Here is a 17,802-nt window from a genome sequence, read left to right on the forward strand (position 1 = left end):
GGCGTTGCCACGCCAACTGCGGCCGTCGGCTGCCGGCAGGAAACAAAATAATGCCCAACAAGATGCTGATAGACGCCTCCCACCCGGAGGAAACACGCGTTGTCGTCGTTCGCGGTAACCGCATCGAAGAATTCGACTTTGAATCCCAAGACAAAAAGCAGCTCAAAGGAAACATCTATCTCGCCCGTGTAACCCGGGTCGAACCTTCCCTCCAGGCAGCCTTTGTCGAGTATGGCGGCAACCGTCACGGTTTCCTCGCCTTCAGTGAAATTCATCCCGATTACTACCAGATCCCCGTCGCCGACCGTCAGGCCCTGCTGCGCGCCGAAGCGCAGGAGGCCGAGGACGAAGACGACGAGGAGGCCGAGAACGGCGAAGAGCAGCAGGCGCGCGATCGCGGCGGCCGGCGCAACCGGCGTCGCGGCGGCAAGAACCGCGATCGCGGCGAGCACAAGCACGATGCCGAAGTCGCTGCTTCGCCTGAAAGCGGGGAAAGCCCGGTCGAGGCCATAGCGAGCGACGAAACCGCTGCCGAGGCAGCGGAGCGCGAGGATGCCGGCGGCGAGACCGCCTATGCCCAGGCCGAAAATACCGAGGCCGTCGAGGCCGCGTCGGAAACGTCTGAGGAGGCTGCCGCCGAGACAGGCGATGAGACCGCAGCGGCCGACGAGGATGGCAAGCCATCCGAAAGCGGCCCCACATCGATCGCCGCGAACGTCGACGCCGACGTGATTTCCGAAGCGGTCCCGCTGACGGACCAGCCCGAGCAGAGCGGCGAAGCAGCGACCAGCGACAATGATCGCGGCATGCTGGAGGATGTCTCGTCCTCGCATTCGGACGAGCACGAGGTCGAATCGGTCGGCGCCGAAGACGCGCTCGAGGAGATCCGCAACCGCCGCAAGCCCGTGCGTCGCCAGTACAAGATCCAGGAAGTCATCAAGCGCCGCCAGATCCTTTTGGTGCAGGTGGTCAAGGAAGAGCGCGGCAACAAGGGCGCGGCGCTCACCACCTACCTCTCGCTTGCCGGCCGCTATTCGGTGCTGATGCCCAATACGGCGCGCGGCGGCGGCATCTCGCGCAAGATCACCAACGCGCAGGACCGCAAGCGCCTGAAGGAGGTCGTCGCCGACCTCGAAGTGCCGCAGGGCATGGGCGTCATTCTGCGCACCGCCGGTGAAAGCCGCACCAAGGCCGAGATCAAGCGCGACTACGAATATCTGATGCGGCTGTGGGAGAATGTCCGCAGCCTCACGCTGCAATCCACGGCCCCTGCCCTGGTCTATGAGGAAGGCAGCCTCATCAAGCGCTCGGTGCGCGACCTCTACAACAAGGATATCGACGAAATCCTGGTCTCCGGCGAGGACGGCTATCGCGAGGCCAAGGACTTCATGCGCATGCTGATGCCGAGCCACGCCAAGGTGGTTCAGCCTTACCGCGACACCACGCCGATCTTCGTGCGCAACGGCATCGAGGCGCAGCTCGACCGCATGCTGCAACCGCAGGTGACGCTGAAGAGCGGCGGCTACATCATCATCAACCAGACGGAGGCGCTGGTTTCGATCGACGTCAACTCCGGCCGCTCCACCAAGGAGCATTCGATCGAGGAGACCGCGCTCCACACCAATCTGGAGGCGGCCGAGGAAGTGGCGCGTCAGCTCAGGCTGCGCGACCTTGCCGGCCTCATCGTCATCGACTTCATCGACATGGAGGAGAACCGCAACAACCGCTCTGTCGAGAAGCGGCTGAAGGATCACCTCAAGAACGACCGCGCCCGCATCCAGGTCGGCCGCATCTCGCATTTCGGCCTGATGGAAATGTCGCGCCAGCGCATCCGCGCCAGCGTGCTGGAATCGACCATGAAGCCCTGCCCACATTGCGGCGGCACCGGCCATGTGCGCTCCGATTCCTCCGTGGCGCTGATGGTGGTGCGGGCGATCGAGGAATTCCTGCTCAAGGATTCGCGCAGCCACATCATCGTTCGCACGCCGGCCGCGACCGCGCTCTATGTGCTCAACCACAAGCGCGCCAATCTGGTGGAGCTCGAAGCCCGGTTCGGCCTGACCATCACGATCGAAGCCGACGAGACGCTCGGCACCCAGCACTACGCGATCTTCCGCGGCGCCATTGCCGAAAAGCCGGAAGGCTTTGTCGAGGTGCGCAGCCTGCCCGCCTATGTCGAGCCGGAAGAGCCCGAGGACGAGATCGTCGTCGAAGAAGAGGAAGAAGAGGTTTCGGCCCAGGCCGAACAGCGCCAACCGCAGCAGCAGGGCCAGCAGCGCTCCGACGATGGCGAAGGCCGCAGGCGCCGCAAGCGCCGGCGGCGGCGCGGCGGCAGGGACCGCGACCGTGAGCACACTGGCGATGCGGTGGCACCGGCTGAAGCCGGGGAAGCAACCGACGATGCCACGGATGCGACCGAAGAAGCAGCCCAGGACGTGACAGCCGGCGATGAAGCCGTGGCGGCAACCGAGGCAACCGAGGACAGTTCGGCCAAGAAGCGGCGGCGCGGCAAGCGCGGCGGCAAGCGCAACCGCCGCGAGGATGAGGCTTCGGAGGCGACTGCCGACGAGACTGTCGGGGACGCCGTGGATGAAGCGCCAGAGGGCGAGGAAACCGCCGGCGAGCCGGCGATGGCAGCCGCTCCCGAGCAGCCTGCCGCTCCCGCGGCCGCCAATGACGACGCCGAGGCGGTTGAGAAGCCGAAGAAGGCCCGTCGTTCGCGAGCCAAGAAGGCGGCCGAGGAAACCGTGGCCGAGACGGTGTCGGAGCCTGTGGCGGAAGCCAAGGTCGCGCCCGTGGCGGTCGAGCCCGAACCGGAGCCGGAGGCTGCCGCTCCCGCGGCGGCTGAAGCGGAGCCTGCCGCCAACGCGCATCCGACGCGGCGCAAGCCGCAGTCGATCGACGCGCCGGTTGTTCCCGTCGTGTCCTCGAACGTATCCGACGAGGCGAAGGCCGAGGAAAAGCCGAAGCGCGCCGGCTGGTGGCAGCGCAAGGGTTTTTTCTAAACCTTTCAGGTCGTTAGACTGGCTTTTTAAAAGAGTCCCGCGCCTCATCCGGCGCGGGATTTTTCGTTTCCACGCAGACCGGAAAGCCGCCTCTAAGGCGCAAAGATCGACCAGTTCATCATCCGGGCGAGCTTCTCGAGCGCGATGGAGCCGAGCTTGGAGTTGCCGTTCTCGTTGAGGCCGGGCGACCACACCGCCAGCGAAGCAACGCCTGGCACGATGCCGAGAATGCCGCCGCCGACACCGCTTTTGCCGGGAATGCCGACGCGGAAGGCGAAATCGCCGGAACCGTCATAATGGCCGCAGGTCAGCATCAGCGCGCCGATGCGGCGGGCCCGCTCGGCCGACACCACCGAATGCCCCGTCGCCGGGTTCCTGCCGCCATTGGCCAGGAACCGGCCGGCCATGGCGAGCTGGCGGCAGCTCATGGCAATCGCGCAATGATGGAAATAGACACCCAGCGCGAGCTCGGGCTCGTGATGGAGATTGCCGAATGATTTCATGTAGTTGGCCAGAGCGAAGTTGCGGTAGCCGGTGGCCCGCTCGGATGCCGCCACCTCGCGGTCGATGATGATCGTCTCGTCATCTGCGAGGAACTGGATGAAGCGCAGGATCTCGCCGATCGCCTCGCGCGGCTGATGGCCGGCGAGCAGGACATCGGAGACGACGATGGCGCCGGCATTGATGAACGGGTTGCGCGGGATGCCGTTCTCGTGCTCGAGCTGGACGATCGAGTTGAATGGATTGCCGGACGGCTCGCGGCCGACGCGGTGCCAGAGCGCATCGCCGACCTTGCCCAGCGCCAGCGTCAGCGTGAAGACTTTCGAGACGCTCTGGATCGAAAAGGGCTGATCGGCATCGCCGGCCAGAATGACGCGGCCGTCATTGGTCACGGCGGCGATGCCGAATTTCTTCGAATCGACCTTGCCGAGCTGAGGGATGTAGGTCGCCACCTCGCCGCGATCGGTGCGCGCCGCCATTTCGGCGGCCACTTCGGCCAAAGCTTGCTCGAGTTCCGGCATGGCTTCTATTTCAGCCAGCGTTCGATGCGCGCCAGCGCCTCGACCATGTCGTCATGGCTGCCGGCATAGGAAAAGCGCATGGTGCGGTGGCCCTGCAGCGGGTCGAAATCGCGGCCGGGCGTGGCGGCGACATGCGCCTCGGCCAGCATCTTGCGGGCAAAGGCCATGCTGTCATTGGTGTGGCGGGTGACATCGCAGAAGGCATAGAAAGCGCCGTCCATCGGGGCTGCGAGCGCGAAACCGAGCTCCGGCAGGCGCTTCATCAGCAGATCGCGGTTCCAGGCATAGCGCGCCTTCACCTTTTCGAGCTCCTCCGTCGCCTTGAAGGCCTCGATCGCGGCGACCTGCGACAATTCCGGCGGCGAGATGTAGAGGCTCTGGGCGACGCGCTCTACCGGCCGCACGAGCTCTTCCGGCAACACCATCCAGCCGATGCGCCAGCCGGTCATGCAATAATATTTCGAGAAAGAATTGATCACCGTGACGCCAGCGCCATGCGCCAGCGCGGTGACATCGGGCGCCGCATAGGCCAGCCGGTGATAGATCTCGTCCGAGATCACAGCGATGCCGAGCTCCTCCGCCGTCTTCACCAGCGCGGCGAGTTCCTCCGCCGGTATGACCGCGCCGGTCGGATTGGCGGGGCTGGCGAACAGCACGCCCTTCAGCGGCTTCTCGCGATGCGCGGCTTTGAGGTGCTCGGCATGCAAATAGGCATCCGTGCCGAGTTCGATCTCGACGATCTCGATGCCGAGCGCGGCCATGATGTTGCGGTAGGCGGGATAGCCGGGGGCGGCGATGGCGACGCGGTCGCCCGGATCGAACATGGCCAGGAAAGCGAGGTTGAAGGCGGCCGAGGAACCGGTGGTGACTGCAATGCGCGACGGCGCTACGTCGATCCCGTAATGCTCGCCATAATGCGCCGCGGTCGCCTTGCGCAGATCGGCCAGGCCCAAGGCGTCGGTGTAGCCGATGCGGCCATGCCTGAGCGCCGCGGCCGCCGCCTCGCGGACGCCGATCGGCGCGGGATCCGACGGCTGGCCGACGGCCATCGACACGACGGGCACGCCGGTGGCCTTAAGCCGGTTGGCTTCGGCCAGGATGTCCATGGCGTGGAACGGCTCGACTTCCCCCCGGCGCGAAAGCGAAACGACCATTTGACCTCTTCCAACTGCCCTATTTCGTGAATTCTGGGGGCAAGCGGCGCAGACTTGCCCTTGAACTGCCCTAGTTAAAGGAACAGCGCCGCACAAATGCCCGATTGATGTGGGGATCACAAGCGCGCAGGAAGTTGCCGGCGCCGACTTTTCATCTTTCGCCCGCTCGTCTACCAGTGGACCTATGTTGAGCCGACCCCGCCCATCGATTGGCAAATCGACCTCCATCAGCCGAACCGCGCGCGGTTTCGCGACGCTTATGCTTGCCGCCGCTGTTGCCGTTTCGAGCTCGGTCAGCGCCTTGGCGCAAGGCGTGCCGGTGGTGCGCGACGCCGAGATTGAGGCGCTGGTGCGCGATTATGCCCGGCCGATCTTCAAGGCGGCGGGGCTTGCCAATGACGGCATCGACATCGTCCTTGTCAACGACCAGAGCTTCAACGCCTTCGTCACCGGGCGGCGACTGTTCATCAACACCGGCGCGCTGGTGACCGCCGAGACGCCGAACGAGATCATCGGCGTCATCGCGCACGAGGCCGGCCACATCGCCGGCGGCCATCAGCAGAAACTGCGCGACCAGCTCGACCGCGCCAAGACCATGGCCATCATCGCCACGCTGCTCGGTGCCGGCGCCATGGTGGCCGGCGCCACCACCAACAGCCGCGGCCTGGCCGGCGCCGGCATGGGCGTCGCCGCCGGCGGCGGCGAGATGGCGCAACGCTCGATCCTTGCCTACCAGCGCACCGAAGAAATCACCGCCGACCGTTCGGCGATCACCTATCTCAACGCCACCGGCCAGTCCGGCATGGGCATGCTGAAGACCTTCGGCCGCTTCCAGAGCGCGCTGTCGCTGGCCGGCACCCAGGTCGACCCTTACCGGATCAGCCACCCGATGCCGCAGGAGCGCATCGCCAACCTCGAAGTGCTGGTCAAGCAAAGCCCCTTCGTCGACGTTGTCGACCCGCCGGCGCTGCAGCAGCGGCATGACATGATGCGCATCAAGATCGCCGCCTATATGCAGGGCCAGGCGGCCGTCGCGCGGCTGATGCGCAAGAACCCGGCCAGCCTCGCCTCGCGTTACGGCGACGCGCAGCAGACCTATCTTTACGGCAATCCGGGCGCGGCGCTGACCAAGACGGTGGCGCTGATCAAGGAACAGCCGAAGAACCCATATTTCCAGGAGTTGCGCGGCGACATCCTGATGAAGGTCAACAAGCCGAAGGATGCGGCGGACGCCTATGCCAAGGCGGTCAGCCTCGATCCCGCGCGCTCCGGCCTGCTGCTGGTCTCCCTCGGCCAGGCGCTGATGGCGGTCGGTACACCCGATTCGCTCAAGAAGGCCGTCACCCAGCTCAACAACGGCGTCGGGCGAGACAGAGAGAATTCCGACGCTTATCGTTTTCTGGCGCAGGCTTATGGCGAACTCGGCGACGTTCCAGCCGCGGATCTCGCCACCGCCGAGGGCCATTACTATTCGGGCGACTACCAGAACGCGAAGATCTTCGCCATGCGCGCTCAACAGAAATTGAAGCGCGGCGAACCCCGCTGGGTCCGCGCCCAGGATATTATAAACTACACGCCATCGAACAAACTCAAATGAACCTCCCGGAGCTTGGCCGCGACCAAGGCGGACCGGGACAGGCAAAAGGATCGATAATCATGAACAAGGCAATCCTGCTTGGCAGTGCTGGCGGTCTGGCGGTGGCGCTCGGCATGCTGGCCTTCGGCTTCGTCGCGGGAAACTCGCAGGCCGCGAAAGCCGACACCGTGCAAGTGGCGCAGATCACGTCCTCCACCGACGACAAAGCGTCCGCCGACACCAAGATCGATCGCAAGGAGGTAGAAGGCATCATCCGCGATTATCTCTTGAAGAACCCCGAGGTTCTGCTCGAAGTCCAGGACGCGCTCGAGGCCAAGCAGAAGGAAGAGCAGCGGCTCGCGGCCCTCGGCGTCATCAAGAACTCCAAGGATGAGATCTTCAACTCCACCTTCGACGGCGTCGTCGGCAACCCGAAGGGCAAGGTCACGATCGTCGAGTTCTACGACTACAATTGCGGCTTCTGCAAACGCGCGATCGAGGACATGCAGGCGCTGACCAAGTCCGACCCGGACCTGCGTTTCGTGCTCAAGGAATTCCCGATCCTCAGCCCGGATTCGCAGAAGGCCAGCGTCGTCTCCATGGCTTTCCACCTGATGCATCCGGAGAAATACGGCGAATTCCACACCGCGCTGCTCGGCGGCCAGGGCCGCGCCACCGAAGCGACCGCCATCAAGGTGGCGCTTTCGCTCGGTGCCGACGAGGCGGCATTGCGCGAGAAGATGAAGGATCCGCGCATCGCCGAAACGCTGTCGCGCACTTATGACCTCGCGACGAAACTCTCGATCACCGGCACGCCGTCCTATGTGGTCGGCAACGAGGTGATCTTCGGAGCGCTCGGCCAGCAGGTTCTGGCGGAAAAGATCGAACAGGCCAAGAGCGCGCTGTAAGCGCTTGCGGATGCAAAAGCCGGCCGCTGTGGACAGCGCAAGAACGCACTTGCGCTCTTTTCGCGGGCGGCTATGCCCATTATAGAGGCCAGTGCGCCGGCTCGGGGCCGGCGTAGAACAAGGTCGACATATTGAAAACGATTTTCGTCCTCAACGGTCCCAATCTCAATGCGCTCGGCAAACGCGAGCCGGGAATCTATGGCGGCAAGACGCTTGCTGCCATCGCCGAGGACTGCAAGGCGGCGGGCGCCGCGCTCGGACTCGAGATCGATTTTCGCCAATCCAACCATGAGGGCGATCTGGTCGACTGGATCCAGGAAGCCGGCGACAAGGCGGCAGGAATTGTCATCAATCCCGGCGCCTACAGCCATACCTCGATCGCCATCCACGACGCCATCCGCTCTATCGCGCCGCTGCCCGTCGCGGAAGTCCATCTTTCCAACATCCACGCGCGGGAGCCTTTCCGTCACGTCTCCATGGTCGCGCCGGTCGCTGTCGGCATGATCTGCGGGTTCGGGCCGCTCGGCTACACGCTCGCGCTGCAGGCACTGGCGGCACGCCTGTGACCGGCCCCCAAACAGAAGGCTCGAAAATGTCGATAAAAAAGACCGGTGTTGACCAGCAACTGATCCGCGACCTGGCGGGCATTCTGAACGACACCAATCTGACCGAGATCGAGGTCGAGCTCGGCGACCTTAAGGTGCGCGTGTCGCGCCAGTCGCAGGCCGTCCACGCGGTTGCAGCGCCGCTGCCGGCGCTCGCAGCCGCTCCGATGGGCGCAGCGGCTCAGCCTGCCGCGGTCGCTGCTGCGGCACCCGCCGATCCGTCGAAGAACGCCGTGCCCTCGCCGATGGTCGGCACGGCCTATCTGGCGCCCTCGCCCGACGCCAAGCCGTTCGTCGAGATCGGCCAGAAAGTGAAGGAAGGCCAGACGCTGCTCATCATCGAAGCGATGAAGACGATGAACCAGATCCCCTCGCCGCGCGCCGGCACGGTGACGGCGATCCTCATCGAGGACGCCCAACCGGTCGAGTACGGCATGCCGCTGGTGGTCCTCGAGTAGAGCCGGGAACAGCCAAGAGATGTTCCAGAAGATCCTCATCGCCAATCGCGGCGAAATCGCGCTCCGGGTGCTGCGCGCCTGCAAGGAGCTCGGCATCCAGACGGTGGTGGTCCACTCGACCGCGGATTCCGACGCCATGCATGTGCGGCTTGCCGACGAGAGCGTGTGCATCGGCCCGCCGCCCTCGCGCGAAAGCTATCTCAACATCCACCAGATCGTCGCCGCCTGCGAGATCACCGGCGCCGACGCAGTGCATCCGGGCTACGGCTTCCTGTCGGAGAACGCCAAGTTCGCCGACATCCTTGCCGCCCACAACATCACCTTCATCGGCCCGTCGGGCGACCATATCCGCATCATGGGCGACAAGATCGAGGCCAAGCGCACGGCAAAGCGTCTCGGCATTCCGGTCGTGCCCGGATCGGACGGCGCGATCAGCGACGACAAGGAAGCCAAGCGCGTCGCCGCCGAGATCGGCTATCCGGTGATCATCAAGGCCTCCGCCGGCGGCGGCGGCCGCGGCATGAAGGTGGCACATACCGAGGCGGACCTCGAAGTCGCGCTGCAGACGGCCAAGTCGGAAGCGGGCGCAGCCTTCGGCGACGACGCCGTCTATATCGAGAAATATCTGGAGAAACCGCGCCATATCGAGGTGCAGGTGTTCGGCGACGGCGCCGGCCGCGGCGTGCATTTCGGCGAGCGCGACTGCTCGCTGCAGCGGCGCCACCAGAAGGTCTGGGAGGAAGCCAATTCGCCTGCGCTCAATGCCGAGGAGCGTTCGCGCATCGGCGACATCTGCGCCAGGGCGATCGCCGATCTCGGCTATTCCGGCGCCGGCACGATCGAATTCCTCTACGAGAATGGCGAGTTTTATTTCATCGAGATGAACACGCGCCTGCAGGTCGAGCATCCGGTGACCGAAGCGATCACCGGCATCGACCTTGTGCACGAGCAGATCCGCGTCGCTTCGGGCGGCGGGCTGTCGGTCAGGCAGGAGGACATCAAGTTCAACGGCCATGCCATCGAGTGCCGCATCAACGCCGAGGATCCGCGTACCTTCGCGCCCTCGCCCGGCACGATCACGCATTTCCACACGCCCGGCGGTCTCGGCATCCGCGTCGATTCCGGCGTCTATTCTGGCTACAAGATCCCGCCCTATTACGACAGCCTGATCGGCAAGCTGATCGTGCATGGCCGCAACCGCGTCGAATGCATGATGCGGCTGCGCCGCGCGCTCGACGAATTCGTCGTCGACGGCATCAAGACGACGCTGCCGCTGTTCCGCGATCTTGTCGGCAATCCCGACATCGCCAATGGCGACTACGACATCCACTGGCTGGAAAAATACCTGGCCAAGGGTGAATAGCACGGGGATGCGATGACCCGCCCCTACGCGCCAGGCTACCGCATTCCGACCGACCTGCTGCTCCGGGCCTATGCATCCGGCGTCTTCCCGATGGCCGAGAGCGCCAACGACCCGGAGGTGTTCTGGGTGCGGCCGGAAACGCGCGGCATCATTCCGCTGGACGGTTTCCATACACCGCGCAGCCTCAAGAAGACGATCCGCAAGCATCCGTTCCAGATACGCTACGACTTCGATTTCGAGGCGACGATCGACGGCTGCGCCGAAAAGCGCGAGGAGCGCCGCTCGACCTGGATCAACGCGCCGATCCGCGAAGCCTATGTCGAGCTCTATCGCCTGGGGCACTGCCATTCGGTCGAGGCGTGGCGCGAGGACCGGCTGGTCGGCGGCCTCTACGGTGTCTCGCTCGGACGCGTGTTCTTCGGCGAAAGCATGTTCGCCAGGGAGACCGATGCGTCGAAGACCTGTCTCCACTATCTCGTCGAGCGGCTGAAGGCGCGCGGCTTCGCGCTGCTCGACACGCAGTTCACCACCGAGCATTTGAAGCGCTTCGGCGCCGTCGACGTGCCGCGCGGTCAGTACGAGAAAATGCTCGCCGAGGCGTTGAAGGGCGAAGCCGTCTTTTATCCTTGAGTTTGTCTTGCCGCCTCGATCGGCGTTTGGGAATGGAACATCATTTTCCAGCCGTCGGCGCGATGGACGTAGCCGGTGCTGACGAGCGCCGCATAGGGTTCGCCATTTTCGCGCGTGGCCCGCGCTTCATAAGTGAGCATCACGATATCGCTGCCCGGCTCGACCATGCCCTTCAGCTTGATATCGAGGTCGCGCCACCGGTTTGGCTTGCTGGCCGTCTTTGCCAATTCGGCATTAGTCATTGCCTTGGCCATTCCCGGGAAGGCTACCAGGCATTCCATATCGGCATTGGCTTCATAATAGGCGGAATCGCCGGTCCAAAAGCCTTTCTCGAGCTTGAGAAGCTCCTGCTTGTTGGCGGTGATGGGTTTGGTGGTCATCGCGGAATGCTCCTCGCCTGTCGCCGATTTGGAACGGCTCAAGCGCGGGCAGGTTCCGAGATCAGTTGGTGTTGGAGGGCTCGTCGCCAGCCGGCTCTTGCGTGGCATCCGCCGGTTGCGCCGGGGCGTTGGGCCTGGCGGCCTGAGTCTTCGGCTTGGCCGCGTCGGCCTTGGCCGCGGTCGGCGGCGGCACGTCCGACTTCTGCTTGCAACCCTTGAGCCAGACGTCATAGACGGCGTGCTCGACGGCGTTGAGCCCGGGGCTTTCGGCAAACATCCAGCCGGTGAAGATGCGACGGATCTTGCGGTCGAGCGTAATCTCGTCGACCTCGACGAAGGAATCGGTCTTGGGCTGCTCCGTATCCGGCCGCGAATAGCAGACGCGAGGCGTCACCTGCAAAGCGCCGAACTGCACGGTCTCGTCGATATAGACATCGAAGGTGATAATGCGGCCGGTGATCTTGTCGATGCCGGCGAACTCGGCCACCGGATTGGTGATGCGGTCGGAGGCCGCGGGCGCGGCGGCCGGCGCCTGCGCGGCGGCGAAGGCTGCCGTCGAAGCAAGCAGAAGGGACGTCGCCGCGATCAGCGCCCTTGAGGTGTAGCTTGGAATCCAGGAACGCAATTCCGGACGGAAAACCGCTGCGCACTTTTCCTGGAATTGCTCTGGATCGCTCATGCAAAATACCGGTGGTTGCGCCCGGGTGATTCTCTCAACGCCCAAGGCTAATCGAGGCTGCGCTATCAGCAAGCAGCTAAATGCCAATTGTGGCGACAAAGGACCGAAGCGGCGTCGTGGACGCGGATTACGATCCGGGCGTCCAGGCGTCGTAATCGCCGGTGACCTGCGGGCGATGCTGGTTGGTCAGGATCGAACCCTTCGGCCGATAGGCCGACGGCGTTCCGGTTGGATTCGCCTGATGCGGCTTTTGCCATTCGCGCGGCTTGTAGTTTTCGCTGGCGGGAGCGGTGTCGACGCGGTGGTGGATCCAGCCATGCCAGCCGGGCGGGATCTTCGAGGCTTCCGAATAGTCGCGATAGATGACCCAGCGGCGGGTGCGGCCCTCCGAATCGACGCCGCCCTCATAGTAGACGTTGCCGGCTTCGTCCTCGCCGACCCGCTTGCCGAAGCGCCAGGTGTGGAAGCGGGTGCCGAGCGTCTGGCTGTTCCACCAGGTGAAAAACTGCAGCAGGAAAGTTTTCATCCAGATCCTCGCGGCGGCAGCGGCTCCTGCCTTTCCCCTGCTTATGGCGTCACGCCACCGCGAAGGCAAGGGTTTTGCCGCGCCCGGAATGTAAATGCTTCGTGCGCTAAATCGATGCACCGCTACTACCGGCGGCAGCGCCGCTTGCCAAGCGCGGCCCGTCTTTCTAAAGCTCGGCCCGCCCCGTTTCGGGCGCGCGCCTAGATCGAAGAGATAGAGCATGATGTCGCCCGAAAACCGCTACACACTTTTCGGCATCATGCTCTAGGGAGGTGACGATTGACCCGGGATCCGTCCGCCGACAGCCGGATCAGCGCCGAAGACATTCGCCGCCGCAAGGGCGGCGTGCCCATCGTCTGCCTCACCGCCTATACCTATCCGATCGCCCGCCTGCTCGATCCACATGTCGACCTGCTGCTGGTCGGCGACAGCGTCGCCATGGTCCTGCATGGCCATGCCACCACGCTCGGCGCCTCGCTGGAGATGATGATCGCGCACGGCCAGGCCGTGATGCGTGGTTCGGCCAAGGCCTGCGTGGTGGTCGACATGCCGGCGGGCAGCTATGAGGCCTCGCCGGCACAGGCGGTGGCGGCGGCGAAGCGCATTGTCGAGGAAACGGGCTGCCAGGCCGTGAAGCTCGAAGGCGGCGTCGACATGGCCTCCCAGATCGCGGCGATCGTCGCCGAAGGAATACCGGTCATGGGTCATATCGGCCTGCAGCCGCAATCGGTGGAGAAGGACGGCGGCTACAAGATCAAGGGCCGGACGCAGGACAATATTGCTGCCCTGCTCAGGGATGCCGAAGTGGTGGAAGCAGCCGGAGCCTTCTCGGTCGTCATCGAGGGCACGATGGAGGCCGTGGCCGCGAAGCTGACGCATCACGTTTCCATACCGACCATCGGCATCGGCGCCAGTGCCGACTGCGACGGCCAGATCCTGGTGATCGACGACATGGTCGGCATGACCGTCGACCGTGTGCCGAAATTCGTCAAGGAATACGCCAACTTGCGCGGCGCGATAGCGGATGCGGCGGCGCGCTACGCCGCCGAGGTGCGGAGCCGCGCTTTCCCCGGCCCCGGCCATGTCTTCACGACGGCTTCCGGCAAGGACAAGACATGAACGCGCCAATCGTCGTCGACAGCGTCACCGCCCTTCGGGCGCAGGTCCGGGACTGGCGGCAGGCAGGCCTCAAGGTCGCCATGGTGCCGACGATGGGGGCGCTGCATGACGGCCATATCTCGCTGATCAGGATCGCACTCGAACGGGCCGAGCGCTGCGTCGTGTCGATCTTCGTCAATCCGACGCAGTTCGCGCCGACGGAAGACCTCGACAAATATCCGCGCCAACTGGCGCGGGATCTCGACCGGTTGCGGGAGGCGGGCGCGCATCTCGCTTTCACACCAGGCGTGAGCGAAATGTACCCCGCCGGCTTCGCCACCAAGATCTCAGTGGGCGGCCCCTCCCGTGGGCTGGAAACTGACTTCAGGCCAAGTTTCTTCGACGGCGTCGCGACCGTGGTGGCCAAGCTTTTGCTACAGGCAGCGCCCGATTGCGCCGTGTTCGGCGAGAAGGACTACCAGCAACTCTGCGTCGTCAGGCAACTCTGCCGCGATCTCGACCTGGCCGTCGAGATCGTCGGCGCGCCGACGGTGCGCGACGCCCACGGTCTCGCCATGTCGTCGCGCAATGCCTACCTAGGCGAGGGCGAGCTCGAGATCGCGCGCAAGCTCAACCTGATCCTGCGCCGCGCAGCGGCAGCGCTTTCAGCCGGCGCGGATGAGGCCGGCGCTACCGGGGATACCGCAAAGGCGCTTGTCTCAGCAGGCTTCCAAAAGGTCGACTATGTCGCCGCCCGCACGAGCGTCACGCTCGAACCGTGGCAGCGGGGCCGTGACGGCCGCGTGCTGGCGGCGGCATGGCTCGGCACGACGCGGCTGATCGACAATGTGGAGATCCCCTCCGCCTGAGCGATCCTTGCCGATCAGCGTACGCAGGGCGCAACTTGGAATTGCTCCAGCCTACTCTTCCGACGGCATATGCAGGTACATCGACTGGATGCCGACACGGCCCGGCCCGGTGAAGCGATTGACGACGAAATTCATGGCGGCGCCGAAGAAGCCGCTGGAAAGCCGGTCGATCCTCGTATCCATCTTCACCGACGCGTCCTTGAACAGCCAGCCGCCGGGCTCGACGTCGATGGTCTCGCCGGGCGCCAGCGCCTTCTCGAAAACGTTGCCGTAGCCATGCAGCCAGACGATGCCGTCGCCGGTCTCGCCGCGGAAGCGGTCGATGAAGAAGCCGCTCTGGCCGAACAGCATCGTTCCCAGCCCGCGCACGCGTTCGAAGGTGTAGTCGACGCTGGCGGTCGCGGCGAGGAACTGGTGCTCGCGCACCTGGATCTCCTCGCCGCGGCGAAGATGGATCGGCACGATATGGCCCGGTCCGTCGCGGCTAAAGGCGATGACGCCCGGGCCGGACGCCTCGGTGACGAAGATCTGCATGCCGGCGATCATGCGCTTCAGCGCACCCTTCAGCGATTTCAGGCCGATGGTGATCGTGGTGTTCTTCCACAAAAGGATGTGGTGCTCGAAATAGACCGGCATGTTGGTCACATCGACCGACAGCACGGGCACCAGTTCGCTGGCGACGTGATAGGTCACGCCGCCAAAAGTCTCGTCCGACACCTCGGTCGGCATCAGTTCCGGCAAGCTCGGCATGGCAATCCCCCAATTGCGGACGACGCCCCTGCCTTATGGAGGGTGCGACGCCGGCGCGGAGCAGCCTTGATCGCGCGCACGACGCGATCAAATCAAAACCGCGCGATGAATGGGGCTCGCCGCCGATCTAGCGGCGGCCCTTCTCCATGATGAGGGCGGGCAATCCCGAATTGCCGCCGCAATCTGCGGTCCTGCCGGCCTGGCGGAACCCGTTCGCCTCGTAGAAGGCGATCGCCACGGCATTTGCCTCTTCGACTTCGAGGCGCAGTATGTCCATCTCCGGAAAACTGGCTTCGACTTCGTCGAGCAACGACTGGCCGATCCCCTGCCGCTGGCAGGCCGGATGCACATAGAGCTGGTTCAAAAGGACGATCTTCGGGTCGGTGGTGGTGGTGGTGGCGGCGAAGGCCATGCCGCCGAGCCGCTTGCCGTCGTCGGCCACCAGGAACTCGGAATTCGGGCGCGTCAGCCGCGCCTTGAGCGAAGCGATCGAATGCCAGTCATCGGTGATTTCAGTTACCCGCTTGGCGCCGTAGATCGCGTCGTAAGTGGCATGCCAAGTCTCGACCAGCAACGCTCGGACGGCTGCGAGATCGCGTTCGCTCGCCGTCCGCACGAACATCGCTAGCCCTCGATGCCGAGCTTGGCCTTGACCAGGTCGTTGACCGCCTGCGGGTTGGCCTTGCCGCCGGTCGCCTTCATCACCTGGCCGACGAACCAGCCGGCCATGGTCGGCTTGGCGCGCGCCTGCTCGGCCTTGTCCGGGTTGGCGGCGATGACCTCGTCGACGGCCTTCTCGATGGCGCCGGTGTCGGTGACCTGCTTCATGCCGCGGCTCTCGACGAGTTCACGCGGATCGCCGCCTTCGTTCCAGACGATCTCGAACAGGTCCTTGGCGATCTTGCCGGAGATGGTGCCTTCCTTGATCAGGTCGAGAACGGCGCCGAGCTGCTCTGGCGAAACCGGAGCATTTTCAATGTCCTTGCCGGCTTTGTTCAACTGGCCAAGGAGATCGTTGATGACCCAGTTGGCGGCGAGCTTGCCATCGCGCCCCGTCGCCACCTTCTCGAAATAATCGGCGATCGGCTTTTCCGAAACCAGCACCGAAGCGTCATACGCCGAAAGGCCGAGCACATCGACCAGCCGCGCCTTCTTGTCGTCGGGAAGTTCCGGCAGGTCCTTGGCGAGCGCGTCGACATAGGCCTGATCGAACTCCAGCGGCAGAAGGTCGGGATCCGGGAAATAACGATAGTCATGCGCTTCTTCCTTGGAGCGCATCGAACGCGTCTCGCCCTTGGCCGGGTCGAACAGGCGTGTCTCCTGATCGATCTTGCCGCCGTCCTCGAGAATGGCGATCTGCCGGCGCGCCTCATATTCGATGGCCTGGCCGATGAAGCGGATCGAGTTCATGTTCTTGATCTCGCAACGCGTGCCGAACGCGCCGCCCGGACGGCGCACCGAGACGTTGACGTCGGCGCGCAGCGAGCCTTCGTCCATGTTGCCGTCGCAGGTGCCGAGATAGCGCATGATCGAGCGCAGCTTGGTGACATAGGCCTTGGCCTCGTCGGCCGAGCGGATATCGGGCTTGGAGACGATCTCCATCAGCGCCACGCCGGACCGGTTGAGGTCGACATAGGACATGGTCGGATGCTGATCATGCATCGACTTGCCCGCATCCTGTTCCAGATGCAGGCGCTCGATGCCGACCTCGATATCCTCGAACTCGCCCTGGCGGTCGGGCCCGACGGAGACGATCACCTTGCCTTCGCCGACGATCGGCTGCTTGTACTGCGAGATCTGGTAGCCCTGCGGCAGGTCCGGATAGAAATAGTTCTTCCGATCGAAGACCGACTTGTGGTTGATCGCGGCCTTCAGGCCCAACCCGGTGCGGATCGCCTGCTTGACGCATTCCTCGTTGATGACCGGCAGCATGCCGGGCATCGCTGCGTCGACTAGGCTGACATTGGCGTTGGGCGCCGCGCCGAACGCCGTCGAGGCGCCAGAGAAGAGCTTTGCCTCCGAGATCACTTGCGCATGCACTTCGAGCCCGATGATGATCTCCCAATCGCCGGTGGCGCCGGGGATCAGACGTTTCGCGTCGGGGGTGCGGGTGTCGATGATGCTCATGGAAGCCTACGAACTTAGAATTCTCGGAATTGCATTAATGCACATTTGGGCGCGCAACTTCGCTAGTGCAAACCGCCCGGCGAGACAAGCGCAAAGCCGTCCGCTGGCCTTTTCCTGCGCTTTCGCCTAAGAAGCATCCACCGCAATGGAGAGTGGATGTCCACTTACGCTCAGTCCCGGTGAAGCCCTGACCTCCTAAGCGAGGCAGGGCAGAAAAACCTGAAACCCCGTGCCGCGATGCCTCGCGGCGGCGGCTTTTGTTGTTTTTCCCGGGAATTTCTCCAATGGACATTTAGCGCAGCGCATGACCCCGAAAATCGGACCCGATTTTCGGAAAGGATCATGCGCCAAATTAAGAGCGCCACAGCGTCCTTTGCGCGTCCAAGAGGACGCGCGGCGCTGTGGGGAACAGCGCATCCTGCACCTGCTCGCGCAGGGCGGGCGTATCGAAATCGAAAAGAACGAGAGCAGGAAGATCGCCTCGGTCCAGTGCCTGACCCGCGACGGCTGGCGCTATCCGGGCTTCGACCTGAAGCTCTTTCGGAAGCTGAGGCGCAAGAAAGCGGTTTCCTCGACGGATGGCGGCCCTTACCGCATCACCCGACGCGGGCTCCAACTGGTCCGCGCCGAGCTCGACAACCGCTGATGCCAA

The 17,802-nt window shown here is 64.3% G+C and carries 18 protein-coding genes; 10 read left to right on the forward strand and 8 right to left on the reverse strand.

Annotated elements, in window-relative coordinates; all coding sequences use genetic code 11:
- Nucleotides 1-50: 50 nt before the first annotated feature.
- Nucleotides 51-3,005, forward strand: coding sequence for an Rne/Rng family ribonuclease (locus RFM41_RS11315; protein ID WP_320245288.1), 2,955 nt, complete (start codon nucleotides 51-53; stop codon nucleotides 3,003-3,005).
- A 92-nt stretch (nucleotides 3,006-3,097) separates the two neighbouring features.
- Here the strand turns inward: RFM41_RS11315 and RFM41_RS11320 are convergent, their stop codons facing one another.
- Nucleotides 3,098-4,027, reverse strand: coding sequence for a glutaminase (locus RFM41_RS11320; protein ID WP_320245289.1), 930 nt, complete (start codon nucleotides 4,025-4,027; stop codon nucleotides 3,098-3,100).
- Between the two features lie 5 nt (nucleotides 4,028-4,032).
- Nucleotides 4,033-5,181, reverse strand: coding sequence for a pyridoxal phosphate-dependent aminotransferase (locus RFM41_RS11325; RefSeq protein ID WP_320245290.1), 1,149 nt, complete (start codon nucleotides 5,179-5,181; stop codon nucleotides 4,033-4,035).
- Between the two features lie 184 nt (nucleotides 5,182-5,365).
- Here RFM41_RS11325 and RFM41_RS11330 point away from each other — a divergent pair, with 184 nt between their 5' ends.
- The 6 genes from RFM41_RS11330 (at nucleotide 5,366) to aat (ending at nucleotide 10,721) form a co-directional block, all read left to right on the forward strand.
- Nucleotides 5,366-6,778 (forward strand): M48 family metalloprotease, encoded by a 1,413-nt coding sequence (locus RFM41_RS11330; RefSeq protein WP_320245291.1) that lies wholly within the window; start codon nucleotides 5,366-5,368, stop codon nucleotides 6,776-6,778.
- Between the two features lie 59 nt (nucleotides 6,779-6,837).
- Nucleotides 6,838-7,665 carry a DsbA family protein gene (locus RFM41_RS11335; RefSeq protein ID WP_320245292.1) on the forward strand — a complete coding sequence of 276 codons (828 nt, stop codon included), beginning with the start codon at nucleotides 6,838-6,840 and terminating at the stop codon, nucleotides 7,663-7,665.
- 131 nt (nucleotides 7,666-7,796) lie between these two features.
- Entirely contained in the window at nucleotides 7,797-8,231 is a 435-nt protein-coding gene (gene aroQ / locus RFM41_RS11340) for a type II 3-dehydroquinate dehydratase (RefSeq protein ID WP_320245293.1), read from the forward strand.
- Nucleotides 8,232-8,257: 26 nt separating this feature from the next.
- On the forward strand, nucleotides 8,258-8,728 hold the full coding sequence (gene accB / locus RFM41_RS11345) for an acetyl-CoA carboxylase biotin carboxyl carrier protein (protein WP_320245294.1): 471 nt from the start codon (nucleotides 8,258-8,260) through the stop codon (nucleotides 8,726-8,728).
- A 19-nt stretch (nucleotides 8,729-8,747) separates the two neighbouring features.
- Entirely contained in the window at nucleotides 8,748-10,091 is a 1,344-nt protein-coding gene (accC, locus tag RFM41_RS11350; protein WP_320245295.1) for an acetyl-CoA carboxylase biotin carboxylase subunit, read from the forward strand.
- Between the two features lie 12 nt (nucleotides 10,092-10,103).
- On the forward strand, nucleotides 10,104-10,721 hold the full coding sequence (aat, locus tag RFM41_RS11355; RefSeq protein ID WP_320245296.1) for a leucyl/phenylalanyl-tRNA--protein transferase: 618 nt from the start codon (nucleotides 10,104-10,106) through the stop codon (nucleotides 10,719-10,721).
- On the opposite strand, the gene RFM41_RS11360 is transcribed toward aat, so the two are convergent.
- From RFM41_RS11360 to RFM41_RS11370, 3 genes are all read right to left on the reverse strand, one after another.
- Nucleotides 10,712-11,101, reverse strand: coding sequence for a hypothetical protein (locus tag RFM41_RS11360; RefSeq protein ID WP_320245297.1), 390 nt, complete (start codon nucleotides 11,099-11,101; stop codon nucleotides 10,712-10,714). The two genes, aat and RFM41_RS11360, sit on opposite strands and share 10 nt — an antisense overlap.
- 61 nt (nucleotides 11,102-11,162) lie before the next feature.
- Complete coding sequence (locus RFM41_RS11365) at nucleotides 11,163-11,780, reverse strand: DUF2155 domain-containing protein (RefSeq protein WP_320245298.1); 618 nt, start codon at nucleotides 11,778-11,780, stop codon at nucleotides 11,163-11,165.
- A 127-nt stretch (nucleotides 11,781-11,907) separates the two neighbouring features.
- Complete coding sequence (locus RFM41_RS11370; RefSeq protein ID WP_320245299.1) at nucleotides 11,908-12,306, reverse strand: NADH:ubiquinone oxidoreductase subunit NDUFA12; 399 nt, start codon at nucleotides 12,304-12,306, stop codon at nucleotides 11,908-11,910.
- Between the two features lie 279 nt (nucleotides 12,307-12,585).
- Between RFM41_RS11370 and panB the strand changes: the two genes are divergently transcribed.
- Together panB and panC are read left to right on the forward strand one after the other, a co-directional pair.
- Nucleotides 12,586-13,425, forward strand: coding sequence for a 3-methyl-2-oxobutanoate hydroxymethyltransferase (gene panB, locus RFM41_RS11375; protein ID WP_320245300.1), 840 nt, complete (start codon nucleotides 12,586-12,588; stop codon nucleotides 13,423-13,425).
- A complete protein-coding gene (panC, locus tag RFM41_RS11380) occupies nucleotides 13,422-14,273 on the forward strand; it encodes a pantoate--beta-alanine ligase (protein WP_320245301.1) in 852 nt (283 codons plus the stop codon). The genes panB and panC overlap by 4 nt, the downstream gene beginning before the upstream one ends.
- Before the next feature lie 51 nt (nucleotides 14,274-14,324).
- Here panC and RFM41_RS11385 read toward each other — a convergent pair whose 3' ends face one another.
- The 3 genes from RFM41_RS11385 to gatB all read right to left on the reverse strand — a co-directional run bounded on the left by RFM41_RS11385 (nucleotide 14,325) and on the right by gatB (nucleotide 17,150).
- Complete coding sequence (locus RFM41_RS11385) at nucleotides 14,325-15,023, reverse strand: AIM24 family protein (RefSeq protein WP_320245302.1); 699 nt, start codon at nucleotides 15,021-15,023, stop codon at nucleotides 14,325-14,327.
- 127 nt (nucleotides 15,024-15,150) lie between these two features.
- Complete coding sequence (locus tag RFM41_RS11390) at nucleotides 15,151-15,645, reverse strand: GNAT family N-acetyltransferase (RefSeq protein ID WP_320245303.1); 495 nt, start codon at nucleotides 15,643-15,645, stop codon at nucleotides 15,151-15,153.
- 2 nt (nucleotides 15,646-15,647) lie between these two features.
- Complete coding sequence (gene gatB / locus RFM41_RS11395) at nucleotides 15,648-17,150, reverse strand: Asp-tRNA(Asn)/Glu-tRNA(Gln) amidotransferase subunit GatB (protein ID WP_320245304.1); 1,503 nt, start codon at nucleotides 17,148-17,150, stop codon at nucleotides 15,648-15,650.
- A gap of 373 nt (nucleotides 17,151-17,523) precedes the next feature.
- On the opposite strand from gatB, the gene RFM41_RS11400 reads away from it, so the two are divergent.
- Complete coding sequence (locus tag RFM41_RS11400; RefSeq protein WP_320245305.1) at nucleotides 17,524-17,796, forward strand: YjhX family toxin; 273 nt, start codon at nucleotides 17,524-17,526, stop codon at nucleotides 17,794-17,796.
- The last annotated feature ends 6 nt before the right edge of the window (nucleotides 17,797-17,802 follow it).

It is taken from the genome of Mesorhizobium vachelliae (assembly GCF_033977325.1).
Lineage (GTDB): Bacteria > Pseudomonadota > Alphaproteobacteria > Rhizobiales > Rhizobiaceae > Mesorhizobium > Mesorhizobium vachelliae.